General features: G+C 66.0%; 17 protein-coding genes and 6 pseudogenes. 10 read left to right on the forward strand and 13 right to left on the reverse strand.

Translation table 11 applies throughout. From position 1 onward, the window contains the following. Positions 1 to 57 precede the first annotated feature (57 nt). On the reverse strand, positions 58 to 2,313 hold the full coding sequence (locus ACQP2E_RS03950; RefSeq protein ID WP_433828517.1) for a catalase: 2,256 nt from the start codon (positions 2,311 to 2,313) through the stop codon (positions 58 to 60). A gap of 127 nt (positions 2,314 to 2,440) precedes the next feature. Between ACQP2E_RS03950 and ACQP2E_RS03955 the strand changes: the two genes are divergently transcribed. Next, the gene (locus ACQP2E_RS03955) at positions 2,441 to 3,241 is read left to right on the forward strand and encodes an MBL fold metallo-hydrolase (RefSeq protein WP_433828518.1); all 801 of its coding nucleotides are present in this window, start codon (positions 2,441 to 2,443) and stop codon (positions 3,239 to 3,241) included. A gap of 29 nt (positions 3,242 to 3,270) precedes the next feature. Here ACQP2E_RS03955 and ACQP2E_RS03960 read toward each other — a convergent pair. Beyond that, positions 3,271 to 3,579 (reverse strand): annotated as a pseudogene (locus ACQP2E_RS03960) (glutathione-dependent formaldehyde dehydrogenase); the annotation flags it as partial. A gap of 110 nt (positions 3,580 to 3,689) precedes the next feature. Here ACQP2E_RS03960 and ACQP2E_RS03965 point away from each other — a divergent pair. From ACQP2E_RS03965 to ACQP2E_RS03975, 3 genes are all read left to right on the forward strand, one after another. Continuing rightward, complete coding sequence (locus ACQP2E_RS03965; RefSeq protein WP_433833758.1) at positions 3,690 to 3,857, forward strand: hypothetical protein; 168 nt, start codon at positions 3,690 to 3,692, stop codon at positions 3,855 to 3,857. A gap of 26 nt (positions 3,858 to 3,883) precedes the next feature. Beyond that, on the forward strand, positions 3,884 to 4,066 hold the full coding sequence (locus ACQP2E_RS03970; protein ID WP_433833760.1) for a hypothetical protein: 183 nt from the start codon (positions 3,884 to 3,886) through the stop codon (positions 4,064 to 4,066). Positions 4,067 to 4,357: 291 nt separating this feature from the next. Next, on the forward strand, positions 4,358 to 4,672 hold the full coding sequence (locus ACQP2E_RS03975) for a hypothetical protein (protein ID WP_433828519.1): 315 nt from the start codon (positions 4,358 to 4,360) through the stop codon (positions 4,670 to 4,672). A gap of 285 nt (positions 4,673 to 4,957) precedes the next feature. Here ACQP2E_RS03975 and ACQP2E_RS03980 read toward each other — a convergent pair whose 3' ends face one another. Further along, positions 4,958 to 5,371 carry a glycosyltransferase family 2 protein gene (locus ACQP2E_RS03980; RefSeq protein ID WP_433834292.1) on the reverse strand — a complete coding sequence of 138 codons (414 nt, stop codon included), beginning with the start codon at positions 5,369 to 5,371 and terminating at the stop codon, positions 4,958 to 4,960. Between the two features lie 199 nt (positions 5,372 to 5,570). Next, positions 5,571 to 5,843: pseudogene (locus ACQP2E_RS03985) on the reverse strand (glycosyltransferase family 2 protein); the annotation flags it as partial. Positions 5,844 to 5,948: 105 nt separating this feature from the next. Here ACQP2E_RS03985 and ACQP2E_RS03990 point away from each other — a divergent pair. From ACQP2E_RS03990 to ACQP2E_RS04000, 3 genes are all read left to right on the forward strand, one after another. Then, the gene (locus ACQP2E_RS03990) at positions 5,949 to 6,926 is read left to right on the forward strand and encodes a methyltransferase (protein WP_433828520.1); all 978 of its coding nucleotides are present in this window, start codon (positions 5,949 to 5,951) and stop codon (positions 6,924 to 6,926) included. Between the two features lie 9 nt (positions 6,927 to 6,935). Continuing rightward, positions 6,936 to 8,078 (forward strand): carboxylate-amine ligase, encoded by a 1,143-nt coding sequence (locus ACQP2E_RS03995; RefSeq protein ID WP_433828521.1) that lies wholly within the window; start codon positions 6,936 to 6,938, stop codon positions 8,076 to 8,078. A 137-nt stretch (positions 8,079 to 8,215) separates the two neighbouring features. Next, positions 8,216 to 10,585, forward strand: a complete 2,370-nt coding sequence (locus ACQP2E_RS04000) for a putative bifunctional diguanylate cyclase/phosphodiesterase (protein WP_433828522.1) — start codon at positions 8,216 to 8,218, stop codon at positions 10,583 to 10,585. A gap of 307 nt (positions 10,586 to 10,892) precedes the next feature. On the opposite strand, the gene ACQP2E_RS04005 is transcribed toward ACQP2E_RS04000, so the two are convergent. The 8 genes and pseudogenes from ACQP2E_RS04005 to ACQP2E_RS04040 all read right to left on the reverse strand — a co-directional run bounded on the left by ACQP2E_RS04005 (position 10,893) and on the right by ACQP2E_RS04040 (position 14,879). Next, positions 10,893 to 11,294: a hypothetical protein gene (locus ACQP2E_RS04005; RefSeq protein ID WP_433828523.1), complete on the reverse strand. Its 402-nt coding sequence runs from the start codon at positions 11,292 to 11,294 to the stop codon at positions 10,893 to 10,895. A 124-nt stretch (positions 11,295 to 11,418) separates the two neighbouring features. After that, positions 11,419 to 11,832 (reverse strand): CBS domain-containing protein, encoded by a 414-nt coding sequence (locus ACQP2E_RS04010; RefSeq protein WP_433828524.1) that lies wholly within the window; start codon positions 11,830 to 11,832, stop codon positions 11,419 to 11,421. A gap of 102 nt (positions 11,833 to 11,934) precedes the next feature. Further along, positions 11,935 to 12,660, reverse strand: coding sequence for a DUF72 domain-containing protein (locus ACQP2E_RS04015; protein WP_433828525.1), 726 nt, complete (start codon positions 12,658 to 12,660; stop codon positions 11,935 to 11,937). Positions 12,661 to 12,761: 101 nt separating this feature from the next. After that, a pseudogene (locus ACQP2E_RS04020) lies at positions 12,762 to 13,223 on the reverse strand (sigma-70 family RNA polymerase sigma factor); the annotation flags it as partial. Between the two features lie 52 nt (positions 13,224 to 13,275). Next, a pseudogene (locus ACQP2E_RS04025) lies at positions 13,276 to 13,461 on the reverse strand (PfkB family carbohydrate kinase); the annotation flags it as partial. Positions 13,462 to 13,675: 214 nt separating this feature from the next. Further along, positions 13,676 to 14,311, reverse strand: coding sequence for an alpha/beta fold hydrolase (locus tag ACQP2E_RS04030; protein WP_433828526.1), 636 nt, complete (start codon positions 14,309 to 14,311; stop codon positions 13,676 to 13,678). 58 nt (positions 14,312 to 14,369) lie between these two features. After that, a pseudogene (locus ACQP2E_RS04035) lies at positions 14,370 to 14,519 on the reverse strand (alpha/beta hydrolase); the annotation flags it as partial. A gap of 3 nt (positions 14,520 to 14,522) precedes the next feature. Then, positions 14,523 to 14,879: a VOC family protein gene (locus ACQP2E_RS04040; protein WP_433828527.1), complete on the reverse strand. Its 357-nt coding sequence runs from the start codon at positions 14,877 to 14,879 to the stop codon at positions 14,523 to 14,525. Between the two features lie 1,054 nt (positions 14,880 to 15,933). Here ACQP2E_RS04040 and ACQP2E_RS04045 point away from each other — a divergent pair. Then, positions 15,934 to 16,719 (forward strand): hypothetical protein, encoded by a 786-nt coding sequence (locus tag ACQP2E_RS04045; RefSeq protein WP_433828528.1) that lies wholly within the window; start codon positions 15,934 to 15,936, stop codon positions 16,717 to 16,719. Between the two features lie 254 nt (positions 16,720 to 16,973). Then, positions 16,974 to 17,756 (forward strand): annotated as a pseudogene (locus ACQP2E_RS04050) (transposase family protein). Positions 17,757 to 17,964: 208 nt separating this feature from the next. On the opposite strand, the gene ACQP2E_RS04055 reads toward ACQP2E_RS04050, so the two are convergent. Further along, positions 17,965 to 18,675: a hypothetical protein gene (locus ACQP2E_RS04055; protein WP_433828529.1), complete on the reverse strand. Its 711-nt coding sequence runs from the start codon at positions 18,673 to 18,675 to the stop codon at positions 17,965 to 17,967. Positions 18,676 to 19,115: 440 nt separating this feature from the next. Here ACQP2E_RS04055 and ACQP2E_RS04060 point away from each other — a divergent pair, with 440 nt between their 5' ends. Further along, a complete protein-coding gene (locus ACQP2E_RS04060; RefSeq protein WP_433828530.1) occupies positions 19,116 to 19,892 on the forward strand; it encodes an HTH domain-containing protein in 777 nt (258 codons plus the stop codon).

Consider the following 19,892-nt stretch of genomic DNA (forward strand, 5'->3'; position numbering starts at 1 on the left):
AGGCCCTGTTCCGCCGCAGTGGCGGCACAGGGCCTCGTCAGTGTTTCCCGTCGAACGTCAGGCGACCAGGGCCGGGAACCGCTCCCACACCCGGTGCGCGCCCAGCAACTGCTGAACCTCGGCGAAGACGGCCTCACCGGAGGTCGCGGTGACCACGCCCGGTGTGTCAGCGATGCCGGTTTCTTGCAACACGGTGACGCCGTCGCCCCACGCGCCGATCGTCTTGGCGTGCCGCCAGCACTCGTCGACCAGCAGCAGGACCCGCGGGTCCACGGTGACGGCCGAGCCGGCAGCACCGGCCTTGGCGTCACGGCCCGGGCGCGCGTCCGGGGCCGGGATCGGCGCGCCGGCGAGCAGGATCGCGTCGTACTCCACCGAGCGGGCGGTGGCGAACGTCCGCTGGACCGGGGTGCCGCCGACCATCCCGCCGTGCGGGGCGATCAGCAGCGCCGTCATGCCGGCGGCGAACACCGCGTTCCGGACCGTGTTCACCTCGTCGAGGTCACCGTCAGGGTCGACGACGATGCCGATGGTCCGGCCGTCCGTCGGCCAGGTCTGGCCGATCTGGGACAGTGTCGGGCTGGGCATTACGTCGGCGAGCGGCACGGTCGGCTCCGGGGCGGGCAGGCCCAGGCCGGCCGCGACCTGCTGGCACAGCACCGGGTCGATGTTCGCCAGCGACTGCAGTTGCCGCTCCTTGATCGCCTGCTCGTAACACTTGGCCAGCTCGAACGTGTACGCGTTGATGATGTGTTCCTGCTCGACCGGCGACATGCTCAGCCAGAACAGCCGTACCTGGCTGTAGTGGTCGTCGAACGACGCCGGGTTCTGCCGGATCTTCGGCGCCTCCGCCACGATCACCGGCACGTCGACGAAACCGTCCTCGGCGGTGAACGGGTTGCCGCCGTCGAGTGAGTTCGGCCGGTACGGTGCCACTCCGCCGTGCACGGCGTGCTGGTGGAAGCCGTCGCGCAGCATGTCGTTGACCGGCGCGTGCGGCCGGTTGATCGGGATCTGCGGGAAGTTCGGCCCGGCCAGCCGGGTGAGCTGGGTGTCGAGGTACGAGAACAGCCGGCCCTGCAGCAGCGGGTCGTTGGTGACGTCGATGCCCGGCGGCATGTTGCCGAGGTGGAAGGCGACCTGTTCGGTCTCGGCGAAGAAGTTGGTAGGCGTCCGGTTCAGGATCAGCTTGCCGATCGGTTGGACCGGGGCGAGTTCTTCCGGCACGATCTTCGTCGGGTCGAGCAGGTCGATGCCCGCGAAGGTCTCCTCAGGGGTGTCCGGGAAGACCTGGACGCCGAGCTCGTACTCGGGGAACGCACCGGCCTCGATCGCGTCGTACAGGTCGCGGCGGTGGAAGTCCGGGTCGACGCCGTTCAGCAGTTGCGCTTCCTCCCAGGTCAGCGAGTGCACGCCCAGTTTCGGCTTCCAGTGGAACTTCACCAGCACGGTCTCACCGTTCGCGTTCACCAGCCGGAACGTGTGGACGCCGAAGCCCTGCATGGTCCGGTACGAGCGCGGAATGCCCCGGTCCGACATGTTCCACATGGTGTGGTGCTGTGCCTCGGTGTGCAGCGAGACGAAGTCCCAGAACGTGTCGTGCGCGCTCTGCGCCTGCGGGATCTCCCGGTCCGGGTGCGGTTTGGCCGCGTGGATGATGTCCGGGAACTTGATCGCGTCCTGGATGAAGAAGACCGGCATGTTGTTGCCGACCAGGTCGAAGTTGCCCTCGTCGGTGTAGAACTTCACCGCGAAACCGCGGGTGTCGCGGACGGTGTCCGCCGAGCCGCGCGAACCCAGAACCGTGGAGAACCGGACGAAGACCTCGGTCTCCGTGCCCTTCTTCAGGAACCCGGCCCGGGTGATCGCCTCGGCGGTGCCGTACGCGGTGAACGTCCCGTGCGCGCCGGTGCCCCGAGCATGTACCACACGCTCCGGGATGCGCTCGTGGTCGAAGTGGGTGATCTTCTCGCGGAAGTGGTGGTCCTGCATCAGCAGCGGACCACGCCGTCCTGCCTTCAGGGAGTGGTCGGTGTCGCGTAGACGCACACCGTGAGCGGTGGTGAGGTAGGCACCCTGCTGACTGTTCGCGGTCGGCGGCAGGCCGGTCTCCGCACCGGTGGGGGTGCGGGTGTCCGGGGTGCCCTGTTCCTTCTTCGGCGGCAGCGGCTCACGCGGCGTGGTCGGCTCCTCGAACGTTGCCGGTGCGCTGCCCGGGGAACCGGGGACCTGGGCGGTGAGGGCGTCGGTGACCGAGTCGGCCGCCGCCTTCACGGCTTTCTTGGCCGCCTTGACGGGCTTGCTGGCATCCATCTGAGATTCCTCCAAGAACGGGCAGCTTTCGGCCTGAGCGGTCCCGAGCTACCCGGCCTGTCACCGAGCAAACACCCAATGCGCGCAAAAGCGTTTTGCCATCAGACCGGCGGGTAGCCCGGGCCACATGACACCGGACGCCAGCGCGACCTTCATCGGCAACGCGACCACCCTGCTCCGGCTCGGCGCTTTCACTCTGCTTACCGACCCGGCGTTCGGCCCGGCCGGCAGCCGCGTCCATCTCGGTTACGGCGCATGGACACGGCGGCTGCGTGATCCCGCCATGACGTACGCTGACCTGCCGTTCCTGGACCTGGTTCTGCTCTCGCATCTGCACGGCGACCACTTCGACCGCGCCGCCCGGCGGGCGCTGCCACCGACCCTGCCGATCGTCACCACCGTCCAGGCGCAGCGCCGCCTGCGCCGGCGCGACTTCGCCGTCACCGGGCTGCCCACCTGGGACGCGCAGGAATGGCAGCGCGACGGGCAACTCCTGCGTGTCACCGCTCTGCCCGGCCGGCACGGCCCGGGTTTCGTCGACCGGTTGCTGCCCGACGTGATGGGCTCGCTGATCGAATGGGAGGTCGACGGCGAGCACCGGCTGCGGCTCTACATCACCGGCGACACGCTGTACCGGCCGTTCCTCTCAGAGATCAGTCAGCGTTGCGGCGAGATCGACGCGATGCTCATCCACCTCGGCGGCACCCGGCTGCTCGGTCTGCTGCTGACGATGGACGGCCGGCAGGGCGCCGAGCTGACCGGACTGATCCGGCCCCGGCTGACCCTGCCGATCCACTACGACGACTACAAGGTCATGAAGTCACCGCTGAGTGACTTCCTCGCCGAATGCCGCAACCGATCACTCACCGGCGTCCAGGCGCTGGGGCGCGGCGAGACCATCAGCCTGTCACCGACCAGTCAGCGGTAACCCGGGAACACCGACGGCTTCTGCGGTCTTCACGGCACGAAAACCGCCCGCACACAGCCGTCTTCCTTCTCCTTGAAGATGCGGTAGCCTTCCGGCCCCTGGTCGAGGGGCATGACGTGGGTGGCCAGGTGTTCGGTGGTGAGTTCGCCGCGGGCCATGCGTTCCAGCAGCATCGGGATGTACCGCTGACCGTGCATCTGGGCGCCGCGGACGGTCAGGCCCTTGTTCATCAGCGCGCCGAGCGGAAACTTGTCGACGAAACCGGAGTAGACACCGAGGACGAAAACGGATCCGCCGTTGCGGCAGGCGTGGATCGCGTCGCGTACGGCGGTGGGTCGGTCGGTAGGCGTAGTTGCTGTTTGAGCTGGTCGTAGCCGAACTGCGGACCGGGGGAGTGCGCTTTGCGAAGTCACCGTCGCGGCGCTGGCTCGCGGACCGCTACGCCGCTGTGGCCCGCCACCTTTGTTCGACCGGCCACCGCGTTGTGATCACCGGCTCCGCCGCCGAGCGTGCGAACGCGGTACGAGTGGCTGTCATGGCCGGACTGCCCGCCGGCGCGGTGCTCTCCACGGGACTGACCGAGCTCGCGCCCTGGTCGCCGGCGCCCGGCTGCTGATCAGTGGCGATACCGGAATCGCCCACCTGGCTACCGCGTACGCCACGCCGTCGGTAGTCCTGTTCGGACCGATGTCACCGGTACGGTGGGGACCGCCGGCGGAGCGGTCGCAGCAGCGCGCGATCTGGCACGGACCCGTAGTGAACCGGGTGACGCTCCCGGTCCCGGGGTTCATCCCGCACTGTTCGCGGTGCAGCCAGCCGAGGTGATCGCCGCAGCCCGAGAGGTTTTGGCTGAGGCGTGAGGTAAGGGCTCGCGCACCGTGAGACGCCGAGCCGGGTGAAAGCCGCCCGAAGTGTTGAAGACCAGCAATGTATGTGAGCACGCCCATTAGCCACATCTGGCCGCAGATACGATTCACCGCTTACATCCCTGTCGATCTCCTCTTCTGGTAACAGTCTGGACACGGGCTGTATAAACGCTGATTGGCGCCCAGTTGGCCGGGTAACTCCTGTTTGCCGTCGTCAGGCGGCGTTCTACAGACCCCCCGGGAGAGAACGATGGCTACGAGCACTCAGACCCACCATGAGAACAGCACCGTGAAGACGGCCCGTTTTCGGGGCGAGGAGACCAAGCCTTCCTTCAAGACCACTGAGCTGATCGTCTACGTGCTTGCGGTCATCGGCGTGTTAATCGCCTCGTACACCGTCGGCGACGGTTCCGCCAACAACGGTGCTGACTACTTCGCCGCCGACAAGGCGTGGTGGTACATCACCCTGCTGACCATCGGTTACATGATCAGCCGGGGCCTGGCCAAGGCCGGCAGCCGCAGCAGCGACAACGACCCGCGTACGCACGACTCGCGCACGCACTGATCAACCTGAAGCATCCGCGGGCGCGATCGAGTAGTTAATCGGTCGCGCCCGCTGTCTTGTGCGTTGGCTGAGTCGGTAGGCGATGGTTCGAGACCGGTGGATGAGCCCGGTCGGGTACAGGTCGGCCGGTGCGTTGAGAACCGGGTTGAACTCGAGCGGGGCGCCGGTCAAGGCTCTCATCACACTGGACGAACGACTTCGACGCGTTGTAGACGGCCTAGTAGGTGCCCGGCATCATCGAGGCGACGGACGAGGTGAACAGCACCGCACCCGCGTCGCGGGCGACTATGCCGCCGACGATGACGAGACCACGGCGAGCCGGGTCAGCCCGGATTCGACCGCCACAGGCAGGCGGCGCCCGTGATCCGGAGCCCATGGCAGATCAGGCACTGCTTCGGCCGCTCCGCGCGGGCACTCCCTGAGCGCCGCCACCACGGTCCGGAGAGCCACCGCCGGTGGCCGGCGCAGGGCGGCGGTCAGGACTCGGTTGCGGACCTCGCGGCGCAGCCGGGCGCTCACGTCGCGGCCGGCCGGGTGCGGGAGGTGACGCACCCCGAGGTGCGGTACGTACGACAGCTCGTGGCCGGCGGCGGCCAGATCCATCGCGAGCAGCGCTTCCTCGCCGTACACGAAAAGCCTGGGCTGGAATCCGCCGGCCGTGAGGAAAGCATCGCGGCGCACCACTACCGCGCAGGCCATGAAACCGAGAATCGCAGGACCGGCCGCACCGGACGGTATTCCTAACGGGGCCGCCGCCATGGCTGCCGAGACCGGGTCGAGACGTTGATCGGCGCCCACCAGGACCCGGGCGGCGAGCAGGCCGGCCCGTGGATGCGCCCCGCATCAGCGCCGCCGCCGCGGCCAGTGATCCCGGGGTCCAGTACGAATCGTCGTCGGCGAACGCGATGTATGGCGTCCGGGCTCGCCGCACACCCACATTGCGGGCGGCCGCCCCTTGATTCCTCTCCAGCCGCACCAGATCGACGCCAGGAACATCGCCGATGTTCCCGGAGGCGTTGTCGACCAGGATCACCGGCGCCCGATGGTGCGGGACCGTCTCAGCCAGCCGGTCCCACCGATCACGGGTGGCAATCACCACCGTGACCTCGTCGGTCTCGATCGGGGCGGGGTGCTGTGGTCGTTCGGTCGGCATCGCGCCCGAGTACTCCATCGTCACTGATCCAATCAGCCTCGGTAACGCTCCGAGTTCGGCTTTGGTGTCGAGGGGAACCGGCCGAGTGCGGTTGAGGCGTCGACGGATGGGCAACCCGGCCGGATGAGGATCACTGCCACGAAAGCACCCGCTCCACCCCACGACCTGGGAACTTCCGACGCCGCGCTGATGGAGCTCGGCGAAGCTCTGCGGGCCGCCGGCTATCACTTCACGACGATCACCCCGGCCACCCACGAACGGGTGAACCGGCGGCCCGCCTGCACACAGGCAACCGACCTGCGTGGGGTCTTCGGCTGGAGTCGTCCGTTCGGCCCCGGAGTGCTGCCGGCCCGGCTCGTGGAGTTGATGGACGCCGCCGGTGTCATGCACAGGTCGGGCGAGCTCTGCCGCAGCCTGGTCCGGTTCTCCTCGTACGACGGCGAGATCTTCGTACACTCAGCCTTTCCGACGACGGCGCCCGACTCGGTGTTCTTCGGGCCGGACACCCAGCGGATGGCGGACGCTGCCTCAGCCGCCGTCGAGGGCCGCACCCTTCCGCTGCGCCGGGCAGTGGACATCGGCTGCGGCACCGCTGCGGGTGCCATCACCATCGCGAAGCTGGCACCGGACGCTGAGGTCCTCGCCGCCGACATCAATCCCGCCGCCCTGCGGTTCGCCCGGCTCAACGCCGTCCTGGCCGACACCTCGAACGTACGGCCGTGCCACAGTGACCTGCTCAACGATGTCGACGGCGCCTTCGACCTGATCATCTCCAATCCGCCGTTCATGATCGATCCGGGTGGCCGGACCTACCGCGACGGCGGCCCGCACGGGCACGAACTACCCCTCGCGGTCGTGGACGCGGCCGCGCAACGACTCGATGCCGGTGGCACGCTCGTGCTGTTCAGCGGCACCGGCATCATCGACGGCCGCGATCCGTTCCGGGACGCCGCCGCGCATCGGCTCGGCGGCGCCGGCCTGGATTGGTCGTACCGGGAGGTTGACCCGGACGTCTACAGCGAGGAACTGGACGGCCCGGCGTACGCGTACGCCGAACGCATCGCCCTCGTGGTGCTCACCGCCAGCCGCAACGGCGGTTGAGTGTCGGCCATGACCTCACATCCGGGAATCGCGATCTCCGCTGCCCGATCACTCGACCCGTCACGACTCACTGTGGGTGTAGAAGAGGAGTTCCTGCTCCTCGATCCGGACAGCATGGCGAACGTCCCGGCTGCGGAGGCGGTGCGCAAGGCGCTACCCGCCGAGGCCTGGGAGCAGAGCCGGCAGGAGTTCCGGCACAGCATGATCGAGATGGTCACCCCCGTCTGCGCCAGCCTTGACGAGGTCGGGCAACAGTTGCGGCAGCTCCGCAGAGCCGCCGCCCATGCGGCGGACACGAACGGGGCCCGCTTGGTCGCGGTGGGCGCCACGCCGATCGCCGAACCGTGCCGGACCATCACCGACAACCCCCGCTTCCGGGCCATCCTCGACCATTACGGTCCGATCGTCGACGATCCGGCGGTCTGCGGATGCCACGTCCACGTCGGCGTACCCGACCGGGAACTGGCCGTGCAGGTGTGCAACCACCTGCGCCCGTGGCTGCCGATGGTGCAGGCCCTGACGGTGAACTCGCCGTTCCACGCCGGCCGCGACACCGGCCACGCCAGCTGGCGGGCGATGCAACTGGACCGGTGGCCGGCCCTCGGACCGACACCCTGGTTCGCCTCCGCCGAGCACTTCGACCGTACCGTCGAAGTTCTGGTCGCCTCGGGCGTCATGCTCGACGACAGCCTGATCCTCTGGCACGCCCGGCCGTCAGCCACTTATCCCACCGTCGAGGTGCGGGTCGCCGATGTTTGCCCGACCGTCGACGACACGGTCCTGTTGACCGGCTTGGTCCGGGCACTCGTCGCCACCGCCATCGACGACGTCGCCGGCGGGCGGGCCGCGCCGCCGATCCCTGACGGCGTGCTGCGGGCCGCCCACTGGAACGCCGCGCACCAGGGCATCGACGGCACCCTGCTCGACCCGCGCCGCGGCCAGGCCCGACCGGCCTGGGAACTGGTAGACGAACTCGTGGCCACGGTCACCGCGGCGCTGTCCCGCAACGGCGACCTACCACTGGTCGAGGCACGGTTGGCCAGGCTACGCAGGAACGGCACCGGCGCGAACCGTCAACGCCGACAGTACGAACGAACCGGTGACCTACACGCAGTGCTTGCCGACCTGGCGCACCAGACCGTGTACGGGTGAGCGACCGCACGTCCGGCCGGCGTACCGAACCTGTCCCTGGATCAATTGTGTGATGCAACCGTGCTGCATCCCGATGGCATCCCGTCACTCACCCTTGCTGAGATCTACTGACCGTTCGACTGTCGGTTGGAGGGCTCGTGACCTGGCATCTGCTGCGTAGGCTCCGCGCACCATGGGCGATTTACCTGCTCCTCGGTGTGGCTGCGGCAGCCGGTTTCGCCGCAAGCGGTCAGCTGTGGGCAACCGTGGGTGCCACCGTGGTGCAGGCCTCGGCCGGCCTTGCCGTCGTCTACGGTGTTCTGCGGTATCGGCCGTCTCGGCCGCAGTTCTGGTGGCTTCTCGCCGCAGGCCAGCTGATGTACGCCGCTGCACAAGGTGCCTGGCGCATCCGGTTCGACGGCTCTCGAGGGCTGATCCCGTTCGGCGACTTCAACGACGTGCTCTATCTGGCAGCGCTCGTGCTCTTCATCGCCGCCCTGACCGTGGGGCCGCGACCTCGGACAGGTTCCCGGACCGGTGCGATCGACAGCACGGCGGTCGTGCTGGGTCTGGCCTTCGGAACGTGGAATCTGATCGCCGAGCCCTACGTCGCTTCCGGCGACCTCACCTCGTGGGGTATCGCGATCTTCCTGACCTACGAGGGCCTGGAAGTGTTGCGGATGGCGGTGCTGGTCCGCATCCTGCTCGGGGGCCGCCTGACTGGCAGCATCGCCCTCATGTCCGCCGGCATGCTGGTACAACTCACCGCTGATCTGGTGTACGGCGTCAGCCTGCTCGCCCCCAGCGGCCCCGTCGACGCGTGGGAGAACGCCGGCTGGATCATCGGCAGCGTCCTCATCGGCGCAGCCGGTCTGTACCCGCACCGCGATCAGGTGCCCCGCGTCGAAAACGACAGCAATGACACCGCTACGGTCTCCCGGCTCCGGCTCGCCACCTTCCTCGGGCTGATCCTCGTCTACCCGGCGACGACCCTGCTCGACGCTCTGCTCAGCGGCACCCTGGCCTCGATCTCCATCACCGGGTCGCTGCTGCCCATGATGCTCATGATCGCGGTGGCGACGCTGCTGATCGTGCGCCTCGGAATGCTCACCGGCGTGGCCCAGCACCGCACCGCGGAGATGCGCCGGGCGTTGCAAGCCGAACATGAAATTCGCAACGAACTGACCCACCAGGCTCTGCACGATCCCCTGACCGGACTCGCAAACCGCCGGATGCTGACCGACGCGCTCGCCGCAGCCGGGCGCCGCGGCACCCTGCACCTCATCGACCTCGCCGGATTCAAGGAGATCAACGACCGCCACGGGCATCCGATCGGCGACGCCGTACTGGCGGGCACCGCCCGACGCCTCAATGAGCTGGCCCCCGGCGCGGTCATCGCCCGGCTGGGCGGCGACGAGTTCGCCGTCCTCGACGAGGCGCGTGGCACCGCGGCCGACGAATTCGCCGCGCGGATCAGCGCCGCCCTCAGCCGGGCGCACCACGTCGACGATCTCCAGATCGTCGCGCCCGGTCACCTCGGTTTCGTCGACCTCGAGGACTCACTACCGGCTGAGGTGATGCGCGACGTCGATCTGGCCCTGTACGCGGCGAAAGAGCAGAACGGCGGCGCCGCGGTCCGCTTCCATCCCGGCCTGCGTGACGGATGGCTACGGCGTACCGCAATCAACCACGGACTGACCCTGGCCCTGACCGGGAATGGGCTGAGTCTGCACTATCAGCCGATCGTTGACCTGGAGACCGGCCGGATCACCGCGCTCGAAGCACTCATGCGATTCACCGCGCCCGATGGCGAGCCGGTCTCACCGGTCGAGTTCATTCCCATCGCCGAGCAGAGCGGCCTCATCATCGACGTGGGCCGCTGGGCGTTGCGCACCGCCTGCGCGCAGGTCCGGCCATGGCATGCCCGGTTCGGCGTCGGGGTCACCGTGAACGTCGCCGCACGCCAGCTGACCGAGCCCGGATTCCACGACGAGGTCCTCACAGCGCTGCGTGACCACGGCCTGCCAGGTTCAGCTCTCACCTTGGAGATCACCGAAAGCATGCTGATCGGTACGACCGGAGAGATCCCCGAAGCGGTCATCGGCACACTCCACCAATTGCGGTCCCACGGAATCCGCATCGCCATCGACGACTTCGGCACCGGCTACTCATCGCTGTCCTACCTGCAGGAGCTACCGATCGACGTGTTGAAACTCGACCGCTCGCTGACGTTATCGGCCGACCCGACGGCCCGGCAGACAGCGATCACCCGCGCGGCGATCGATCTGGGTAACGCCCTGGAGTTAAGCACCGTGGCCGAAGGCGTCGAGTCCGCCGAACAAGCGCAGATCCTGCGCCGACTGGGCTGTCCGAAGGCGCAGGGCTTCCACTTCGCCCGGCCGGTGTCCGCCGACCGAGTGACCGGCCTGCTCGACGGCACAGATCCACTCGGCGATCTCACGCCGACCGCGGAACACACCGGATCCCACGGCCGCCGGCCCGAGATGGCCCGGTCGCTCAACCGCTGAGCCGCCCCGGCTCAGAAGGTGTGGTGGTAGAGGGAACAGCGGACGCTCAGGGGAAGGCACCGGGTTCGGCGATCTGGGCGATGGCCTCATCCACATAAAGCTCGTCGATCAATTCGGCAAGCGCACTCGATCTGGCGCGAGCAGGAGATGACGTTGACTGTCCGCGTCAGTCAGACCTGGGTCGCATTGCCGGAAGGCTGGCGGCTGGCTGGTATCCAGTTCAGCTCCCTCAGCGACGCGTGACCGCCGGTTCATCAACGCCACCTGCATCCTCATCCATCGCTGGGGGGGCGAATCAGGGTTCCCGTCAGCGTTGGTCAGCGGGCCGGAGTATGACGGCATAGAGGTCACCAATGCCGGGTTCGTGGACATTGCCGGCGGAGTCCCGCCCGAGTGGAGCGGACTCACCAGTAGTCGGGAAGTACCAGGCCTCCTCCACGTCGGCCAGGGGAGAGCAGTCGCCTCCGTCTGCTCCGTCTTCCGCGACGACAACTATGGCTTCGTCAGGCATATCGGCCAGGATGTCACGGAGGCCGGCGACGGTAATTGTCCCGAGGGTGTGCATCGGGTCCACTCGGGCATTCTGATCATGTACGTAAGTGTTCTGCTCGGGATCCACTGCATTCTCCGCTCGCCGTGACGTTGCCATGATGGCTCGTCGCAACGAAAGACGCAGGAATTCGAGGATGTCGTCAGCGTTACCGAGCATCGATGAAGGCGGCGATGCTCACGTCGAGCAGCACGTCCTGCGTTTCACATCGCTTCCTGTTGAGGCGACGTCCGGCGCCGGAGGAATGCTCCCCGGCGCCGGGGCGGAATCGGACTGGTGGTGTTTATTCGCTGAGTGCGTCGATCAGGTCGCCGACCGGCCGGTCGGGCAGGGCGCGGGCGACGTCCGCCACCGCGACGATGCCGACCAGCTGGTGGCCGTCGATCACCGGCAGCCGCCGGACCTGGTGCTCGGCCATGGTGCGCAGGATCTCGGCCACGTCGTCGTCAGCGCCGATCGTGACCGGTTTCCCGGTGCCGAGTTCGCCCGCGCTCACATCGGCGGGGTTGCGGCCGGCCGCGACTGCTTTCACCACGATGTCGCGGTCGGTGACCATGCCCTTGAGCCGTTTGTCCTCGCCGCAGATCGGCAGCGAACCAACCTGGAGATCGGCCATCTTCCTGGCCGCGTCGCCCAGGCTTTCCTTCTCCCCGACACAGGTGACGTCGGGAGTCATGATGTCGCGTGCGGTGGTCATGAACTGCTCCCTTCCCTCAATCGCTATACCTGTGGCCTACCCGGGACGGCCCGGATCATTCGCCGATGCCGATCGGTTGTCGCCGACCGGTGACGGCGTTGTTCAGGGGAGAAGGTTTCGGAGAGTCTCGGCGTTACGGACGGCGTTCCCGTCACCGTCGTTGTTGAAATAGGCGTAGACCTCTCGGTTCTGGCCGTTCCACTCGCGGATCCGGTCCGCCCACCAGACGAGGCTGTCTTTTGGGTACGACCCGGCGTACAGATGATCGGGATCCGGGCCATGCATGCGTACATAGACGAAGGGTGCGGTGGCGCGCAGCAGACACGGCAGCTGGGCGCCGCTCATCACGCAGTACTCCGCCCCGTGGTCTTCCAGCAGCTTGAACACCTGGTCGTCGTGCCAGCTCGGGTGCCGGAACTCGACGGCCGTGCGAACCCAGCCGGGCAGCAGATTGAGAAAGTACGCGAGACGGGCGTCGTCGCGCTGCTGCTGCGGGCCCAGCTGGACGAGGAACACACCTCGCTTGTCACCGAGTTCATGCAGGCCGGCGGTGATCCGCTGAATCCACTCCTCGGGCGCGTACAGCTTCTTGGCGTGCGTCAGACCGCGAGGTGCTTTGACGGAGAGCCGAAATCCATCGGGCAGGCGCCGCTGCCAACCGGCGAAGGTCGCCGGCGCGGGCCAGCGGTAGAAGCTGGCGTTGAGTTCGACCGTGTGGAACCGCCGCACGTAATGCTCGAGGCGGTTCCGCGGCGGTGTGCCCGGCGGATAGAGCACACCATCCCAATGGGCATAGCTCCACCCGGACGTCCCGATCTGAACACTCACGGGTCCCCGGTGCCCACAATCGTGTCACTCATGCAGCTTCAGCGGGCCAAGGTCAGGACGCAGCACTCTGAACAGCTGGGCGGGCGAAAGCCAGCGGCTGCTCAGGCGGTGGCGCCGTCGAGCTGGCGCCGCAACTTCGCGAGGGCTCGGGTGAGCAGCCGGGAGACGTGCATCTGGGAAATACCGACCTGCTCGGCGATCTGCGTCTGCGTGAGGTTGCCGTAGAACCGCAGGCCGACGATCTTCTGTTCACGTTCGTCGAGGCTGGACAGCGCCGGGCCGAGGGCGATACGCAGCTCGGCGAGTTCGTAGCCGGCGTCCTCACCGCCGAGCGTCTCACCGAGTTCGGTGCCGCCTTCGCTGACCGGCGTGGACAGGCTGGTCGAGTTGTAGGCGCGGGCGCCTTCCAGGCCTTCGATGACCTCATCCTCAGTGATGCCGAGGTATGCGGCGATGTCGGAGACCTGGGGGGAACGGCCGAGAGTGTGGCTGAGCGTGTTGTTGGCACCGGTGATGGACAGCCGCAGCTCCTGCAGCCGGCGCGGCACACGGGGCGTCCTCGTCGAGCAGTTCGACGATCAATCCGGTCAAGGCGCCGGGGCGGCGGATGACCGCGCTGACGTCGATTCCGTCGCGGCGGGCCTGGTCGAGCAGGACATCGCCGATGATGTCGTCGCCGGCCACGGCGATCAGCCGTGGCCGCAGGCCGAGCTGAGCGAGGGCGACGGCTTGGTTGGCGCCCTTGCCGCCGAGTTGTTCCAGCCGGTCGCCGGCTTCCGCCGCGGTGCCGGGGGCGGGCATCCGGTCGACAATCAGGACGAGATCCCGGGCGAGTTGCCCGATGACGGCCGCCACGAGTTCGGTCACGGCTGCGGGATACCCACGCGGACGGCGACAAACCTGGCCTTGATCAGGGGAGTCATCGCGGGGCGGTGTCGTGGCGGAGGAACACCATGACGCCACAATTGCTCGAAGATGACCAAAAGAATCTTCAACGGTCCTCCGTACGCCGTGATCAGGACGGCGTCAGGAAGCCGAGCAGCGCCTCGGCAACCGCGCCGGGTGCCTGCTCCGCCTGATGGTGCCCGGAGCTGATGACACGGTGGGTCAGCGGCCGGGCCAGCCAGGGGGCCCAGATCGCGGCTGGGTCGCCGTGAATGTCCAGGTCGTCGCCCGCGGCTTCCAGCAGGAGGACCGGGCAGCCGATCTGGCGCCGGGCGGCCCGGTCGGCTTCGTCGTGTGCGCGGTCGATGTCCAGGCCGGTCCGGTAGTCCTCGCACATGCCGTGGACGACTGCCGGGTTCTGCAGGGCCGCCCACAGGTCGGCGTGATTGCTGGCGCCCATCGCGTCGGGTTCCGGGGTGCTGTACCAGGCTCGCGGGTCGGCACAGATGACCCGTTCCGCGGGTTTGTCGGTCTGGCCCAGGAACCACCAGTGCCACCAGGCCTGGGCGAAGGTGGCGTCGGTGCGTTCCAGGTGTTCGATCACGGGCAGGGAATCCATGACCACCAGGTGCGACACGAGGTCGGGATGGTCCATCGCGGTCCGGAACGCCACCAGGGCGCCCCGGTCGTGGCCGACCACGGCGAATCGCCGGTGCCCGAGATGGGCCATCAACCGGACCACGTCCAGAGCCATGCCGCGGTTCATTCGCCGGGAGCGTGGATCCGCCGTACCCGCGCAGGTCCGGCGTCACCACGAAATGGTGCTCGGCGAGGGCCGGGGCGACCTGGTGCCAGGTGGTGTGGGTCCGTGGACGGCCGTGCAGCAGCACGACCGGGGTACCGGCGCCGCCGTGCCTGACCCGAAGGGTCACGTCACCGACCCGTACGTGATCCAGTTCAAAGCCGTCGAACATCTATCAACCCCGGCGGTGAAGGACGCAGAACTCGTTGCCCTCCGGGTCGGCGAGAACGGTGAACCCCTCGTCACCGTTCTGCCCGACATCGGCCCGGGTGGCGCCGAGTTCCAGCAGCCGGGCCACTTCGGCCTCGGCGTCGCCGTCGGCGGCGACCAGGTCCGGGTGATCACGGTTCTTGCCGACTTTAGGCGTGGTGGTGGGCTGCAGCCAGACACTGAGACCGCCGCCGTCCGGCCATAGGTGAGCGTCGCCGTCGTCGCCACGCTCGATGCGGTAACCGAGCGCGGCGGCCCAGAACGCCGCCATGCGATCGACGTCGTGCACGTCCAAGGTCCACTGCGTGAAACGACTGGCCATGAGACGCGGATGACCGCAGAACGCCCGCTTAAACATCACATCGGGGAGCTCAGGTCATAGGCCAAATATACGAAGGCACGAATCAAGTTCAGCGAATCGTCATGGCGCGGCAGCTTCTGAAAGACTGAGGGAAGCGAGTTTCCGCAGGTCAGAGTGGTTTTAAAGCGGGGCCGACTGTAGACAGTCGGCACCGTTTTTTGGCCACGAAAACCCGTAGATGTCCGCGATTTACGAATGCGGGATATCTATCGATGGATGCGCCGGGCGCTGCGAGGTGTCTCGACGCGTCGTGTGGGCCGTTTTCCCAGCTCAGGGCCCATAGTGTGCAGTGCGTGTGCCGGTTGCCTTGCGTGCTTATTTCGTCACGGAGAGAAATCCGTTAGGGACATTTTCGGTTGGCGCTATGGTGAGATGCTGGCTGAATCGATCGACAAATTTGAGTAAGGCGATGAACGGGGCGCCGTCGAGTTGCTTCATGAAAAATCGGATACCTTCGATCCACTCAAGGGTGATGGTGGGAATTCCTGGCTGGCTCTTTGATGCCCCGGACGCTTCGGCGGCTGGGATGCCGAACTTCGTCTAGTAACGCAGAGTAAGCGTCGACCGCCCAGGTCTTGCCGTTCGATGCTGCCCTGCACTGGCGGGGAAGATCGGCGACACCACCATTTCCAGCTACCACCGCTGGACGGAGGGCAGCACCATCGGCACGCTGATCACGCGCCAACCCTGGCCGTCCCCGCTGATTTCAGCACTGCCGGGCTGCCCTGCGGCCTGCAGATCATCGGCCGAAATCACCACGACTACGCCCCTTATGAACTTCGTCGCAGCTTGGGAGAAACAGACCGCCGCCCTCCAGCAGATGCTGCCCCGCTGCTGTGCTGACCCAGCAGACGACACGGCGACTCCCAGAGACCGGGCCTGGTCGGCAGCCATATTTCTGGGCGTCGTTGTCGCCGAGCGGCATGACTGGTCGGTCCGCGGTGCTTCTCCGGTCACCATGTCGGAGGTGCTAACTCCGTAGACTGACCAGACGCCTGACCCGCATCATCGGCGAGTGACCTCTCTGAGCGATGACCAGGAGCTGGAGCGCCTCGGCGCACTCCATCTGGCGGCAGCCCACGCCTGCCTGGAGCACTGGCGAACGGCGCCCGCGTTCCTGGTCGACGCGGAGTCGACGAAGAGGTTCAATGCCACCTACCCGGTTGTCGCCCACGCGATGGCACAGGTCGTGGCGGCCCTCAGTCTGCATGCGCAGGGCTTGGGCTACGCCGCCCGCGCGAACATCCGGGTGGCCTTCGAGCACGCCCTTGCTGCCCAGTGGGTGATCCATACCCACGAGGGCGAGGAAGCCCTGATCGGGTCCATGAGCCGGCTGCACCGCAACGTCGTTCAAGGCATGCGCGATGGCGGCGTCGTCATCCCGGAGAACCTGCAAGCGGATCTTAACCATCCCGTAGGAGAGCCACAGCTCAAAATCCAAGCGGTTGCAGACCGCTTTGACGGCGGGACCAAGGGCATTTACGGCTTGTACCGTCACCTCACTGGGGCGGTTCATGTCAGCCTGGCGACGCTGGCCGCGTACATCGACTGGCGGGGCGAAGACCATCCGCCGGCCCTGCGCCTCGCCGCTGAGCCCGACGCTGACCCTGACCAGCTACTCGTACTGGGGTGGAGCCCGGTATTGGCTCTCAGCGCCATCGAGAGCCTGCGAAGCGGACATCCCTACCTGGCGAAGATCCGCGATCTCGCAGCAGCTCACGAGCTGGTGCCCGACCTCGGACCGTTCGATACCCAACCGCATCTGCAACATCCTCCGTCATCGACGGCCAGCAGCTCGTGATCTGGGGCCTTGGCATTCCGAGGAAGCCCGCGGCCAGGCGGCCGTCGGCGAACCGGCGGCTGCTGCCACTGCACGACGCGGGTTCACGAGCAGCGGCTATGAGAGTGTTACGAGTCCGGGACGTATCAATATTGAGCCTTTTTCATCGTGACGGCGCAGGTCACGGCAGGGCAGGCGCTGGAGTCGACATAGGACGAGGCTCCCGGTAAAACAGCAGTCGACCAAGATCCGATTCCCCAACCGGGAGCCTCGCTGTGCTGTCTTACCCTGCCGCGATTCCGTTGTCCACTCGCAGCCTGAACCACCTGGCCGGCCTCATCCGAGCCCACCGCAACCGGCGCAGGTCCCGGTGGCGGCGCCTCGACCCCGGCCGGCAAGCCCTGCTCGCGCTGGCCCACCTACGTAACGGCGACACCCTGACCCGCCTGGCCAGCGGATTCGAGATCGGCGTCACCACCGCGTGGCGATACGTCCGCGAGGCCATCGACCTGCTCTCCATCACCGCCGACGATCTCGACGCGGCAATGACCAGGATCCGGCTGCTCGCCTACGTGATCCTCGACGGCACCCTGATCCCGATCGACCGGGTCGCCGACCTGAAGCCCTACTACTCCGGCAAACACCGCCGCCATGGCGTGAACGTACAGTTCATAGCCGACGCGGCAGGCCGGCTCATCTAAGCATCAGCAGCCCTGCCCGGCGCGGTCCACGACCTGACCGCCGCCCGCACCCACGCCATCATCGAGGCCTTGACCAGGGCGAAGGTGATGACGTTCGCCGACAAGGCCTACCAAGGCGCCCGCAGCAGCATTCGCACACCGTTCAAACGCCACCGTTACCGGCCGAAACTCTCCGCCTGGCAGAAGAAGGTCAACCGGGCACACGCCTGGATCCGCGCCATCAGTGAACGCGCCAACGCCACCCTCAAGACCTGGAAGATCTTGACGAAACTCCGGTGCAGCCCACACCGAGCGACCCCGATCGTGCAGGCCATCCTGACCCTGCATCACGTTGAGAACCCGGCCTACTCAGGATGAAAAAGGCTCATTGTTTGAGCGAAGGCCGCAAGACGCAATGGTGATCTGCTCCACCGGTGGCACGTGGGCATTGTCATTTCCTCGGATAAAGCCACGCAAGAATTGCGATAACCATGCTAGCAGCTCCGAATATCCAGCCCATATGTGTTGCGAGGTAGGTCTTATACTCCAAATTTCCATCTCGTGAATATACGAATCGGATCCAGGACTACACACGGGTGACGCTCGATCCTGCCCGATGCGTAACGGCATTCGGCTTGAATTTCACACTCGATGCCGTAAGCCGCCTAAAGCCATCTACCCATAACGGCGAAAACGAAAGAATAATGAACACCGTCATGACGGTGGCCTGGATGGCAACGACAGGGGTGTCGGAATCGTCCTGCCCTAGACTTTGGAAGAAGCCGGAGAAGAAGGACCAAATCCAAGCTACGGCGAAGATCGCAGTGGTACCGACAATGGAGCTTAGGTAATGCCAGAATCTTCCCCGTTTTGCTGACGGGTACACTGCGTCGGTAATCCTCCTATACGCGGCCGAGGATTCAACGCCCGGGCCATGGCATGCCGAGACGATAGACCTATGTGTTTTCGACCAGGGCGCGCCCACCAAAATCTTGATTTTGGTGCCGTCTACGTCGGCCTCGAACTCGAAGTGAAAGATTCGTCCTGCCGGGGCCACTTGAATCAACCCATCAAGAGAGTCGCTCGTCCACTGGGATAGCCCTCTTCGTCGAACATGGGGTGGCCCTGCAAGCGTTTCTGGAACGAAACATGTCCAGCACTGGACCCCGTCCTTAACCTCCTCGGCTATTGCCTTGAGGTCCCTGATATTGAGGCGTGTCGAACGAAATCCCCACTCCTCCAAGTACTGGTGCGGATGGGCGTCAGTGCTCGGCGGCTCTTCCGTCGGTGAGGCCATGCTGGGCATCGTATCCGGGCTTTGCTCCTAACAGGATGTTCGGCGTATGCCCGCATGTAGACCGGGATGCCGCCTTCAGTGTCGGCGGTCCCGGGGGAGCATCTGTGTTTCATCTGTTAGCTGCGATAGGGGTGATGCTCGTGTCGGGGACAGCAACGAACTAATGATCAGGAACTACACGTTCGCAGTGTAGGCCGGCGACTCCGCCCGCCTTCGAGACCTGCGCTGAGGTTCAACCCGTGCAAGCCATCGCCGCCATCCCCAATACGTTGAAGGGGTTGGTCGAGGCCGCTAGCCCGGGACCCGGGCTGCGAGGAACTGCTGCCGCCTATGTGCGCGGCAAGGGAGGATGTTGCGACGGCTCGACGGCCAGACACAGCCGGGGCACCAGGCTAATCTGATTCCCAGTGGGTTTGTTATCAAAGGGGAGTCGGCATCTCATGGTTAATTTGTCGTGGCAGGACGCGATCATAAGGGTCCTAGAGGAGGCAGGAAAGCCACTTCACTACGCAGATATTGCACAGGCCGTGATTGACGGCGGACTGAGGGATAATGTAGGTGCCACACCGGCAAACACAGTTGCGTCCGTCGTCTCACAATCAATAAAAGATCTTGAAGACGGCTCTCCCTTCTTCAAATTGGAGCGGGGTATTTATGGCCTGCGCGCGGCTGGACCTGAGGAACCCGCGCTTGAGGCGCACGATGAGGCCGAAGAAGATGCCGAGCGCATGGGTCTCATCAATGCATTTGGTATGTTCTGGCGACGAGACCTCGTGATATGGGCGCCAACAGAGCCTCAACTGCTTGGACAGCAGCAAGCAGGCAGCGACGCGATCAATTTTGCTGCTCAGACCGGCGTTTACATCTTATACGATGGTGACCGCGTGATTTACGTCGGTCGAGTCACGGGCGAACGTTTGAGCAAGCGCCTAAAAGAGCACACTAGGGATCGACTAAATGGTCGCTGGGACCGATTTTCCTGGTTCGGAGTGCGAAGGCCGGCTGCAAGCGGAGAGCTTCAAAATGCGCCCGATGCCTTCGACCTGGACAACCTAGTGGCCACAATGGAGGCGTTGCTGATCGAGGGTCTTGAGCCGCCGCAGAATAGGCGTCAGGGGGACAAATTTAACGCAGTTGAGTTCATTCAAATCGCCGACCCGCAGATTGAGCGCGAGCAGATGCGGAAATTGCTTATTGAGGTGAGTAAAAGCATTTAA

Origin of the sequence: Actinoplanes sp. CA-015351, from assembly GCF_050955685.1 — a bacterium.
GTDB lineage: Bacteria > Actinomycetota > Actinomycetes > Mycobacteriales > Micromonosporaceae > Actinoplanes.

Bases quoted from the DNA above. Each gene is read 5' to 3' on its own strand.
- ACQP2E_RS03950 (WP_433828517.1), bottom strand. From the start codon at position 2,313: ATGGATGCCAGCAAGCCCGTCAAGGCGGCCAAGAAAGCCGTGAAGGCG.
- ACQP2E_RS03955 (WP_433828518.1), top strand. From the start codon at position 2,441: ATGACACCGGACGCCAGCGCGACCTTCATCGGCAACGCGACCACCCTG.
- ACQP2E_RS03975 (WP_433828519.1), top strand. From the start codon at position 4,358: ATGGCTACGAGCACTCAGACCCACCATGAGAACAGCACCGTGAAGACG.
- ACQP2E_RS03980 (WP_433834292.1), bottom strand. From the start codon at position 5,371: ATGGCCTGCGCGGTAGTGGTGCGCCGCGATGCTTTCCTCACGGCCGGC.
- ACQP2E_RS03990 (WP_433828520.1), top strand. From the start codon at position 5,949: ATGAGGATCACTGCCACGAAAGCACCCGCTCCACCCCACGACCTGGGA.
- ACQP2E_RS03995 (WP_433828521.1), top strand. From the start codon at position 6,936: ATGACCTCACATCCGGGAATCGCGATCTCCGCTGCCCGATCACTCGAC.
- ACQP2E_RS04005 (WP_433828523.1), bottom strand. From the start codon at position 11,294: ATGCTCGGTAACGCTGACGACATCCTCGAATTCCTGCGTCTTTCGTTG.
- ACQP2E_RS04010 (WP_433828524.1), bottom strand. From the start codon at position 11,832: ATGACCACCGCACGCGACATCATGACTCCCGACGTCACCTGTGTCGGG.
- ACQP2E_RS04030 (WP_433828526.1), bottom strand. From the start codon at position 14,311: ATGAACCGCGGCATGGCTCTGGACGTGGTCCGGTTGATGGCCCATCTC.
- ACQP2E_RS04040 (WP_433828527.1), bottom strand. From the start codon at position 14,879: ATGGCCAGTCGTTTCACGCAGTGGACCTTGGACGTGCACGACGTCGAT.
- ACQP2E_RS04055 (WP_433828529.1), bottom strand. From the start codon at position 18,675: ATGGCCTCACCGACGGAAGAGCCGCCGAGCACTGACGCCCATCCGCAC.
- ACQP2E_RS04060 (WP_433828530.1), top strand. From the start codon at position 19,116: ATGGTTAATTTGTCGTGGCAGGACGCGATCATAAGGGTCCTAGAGGAG.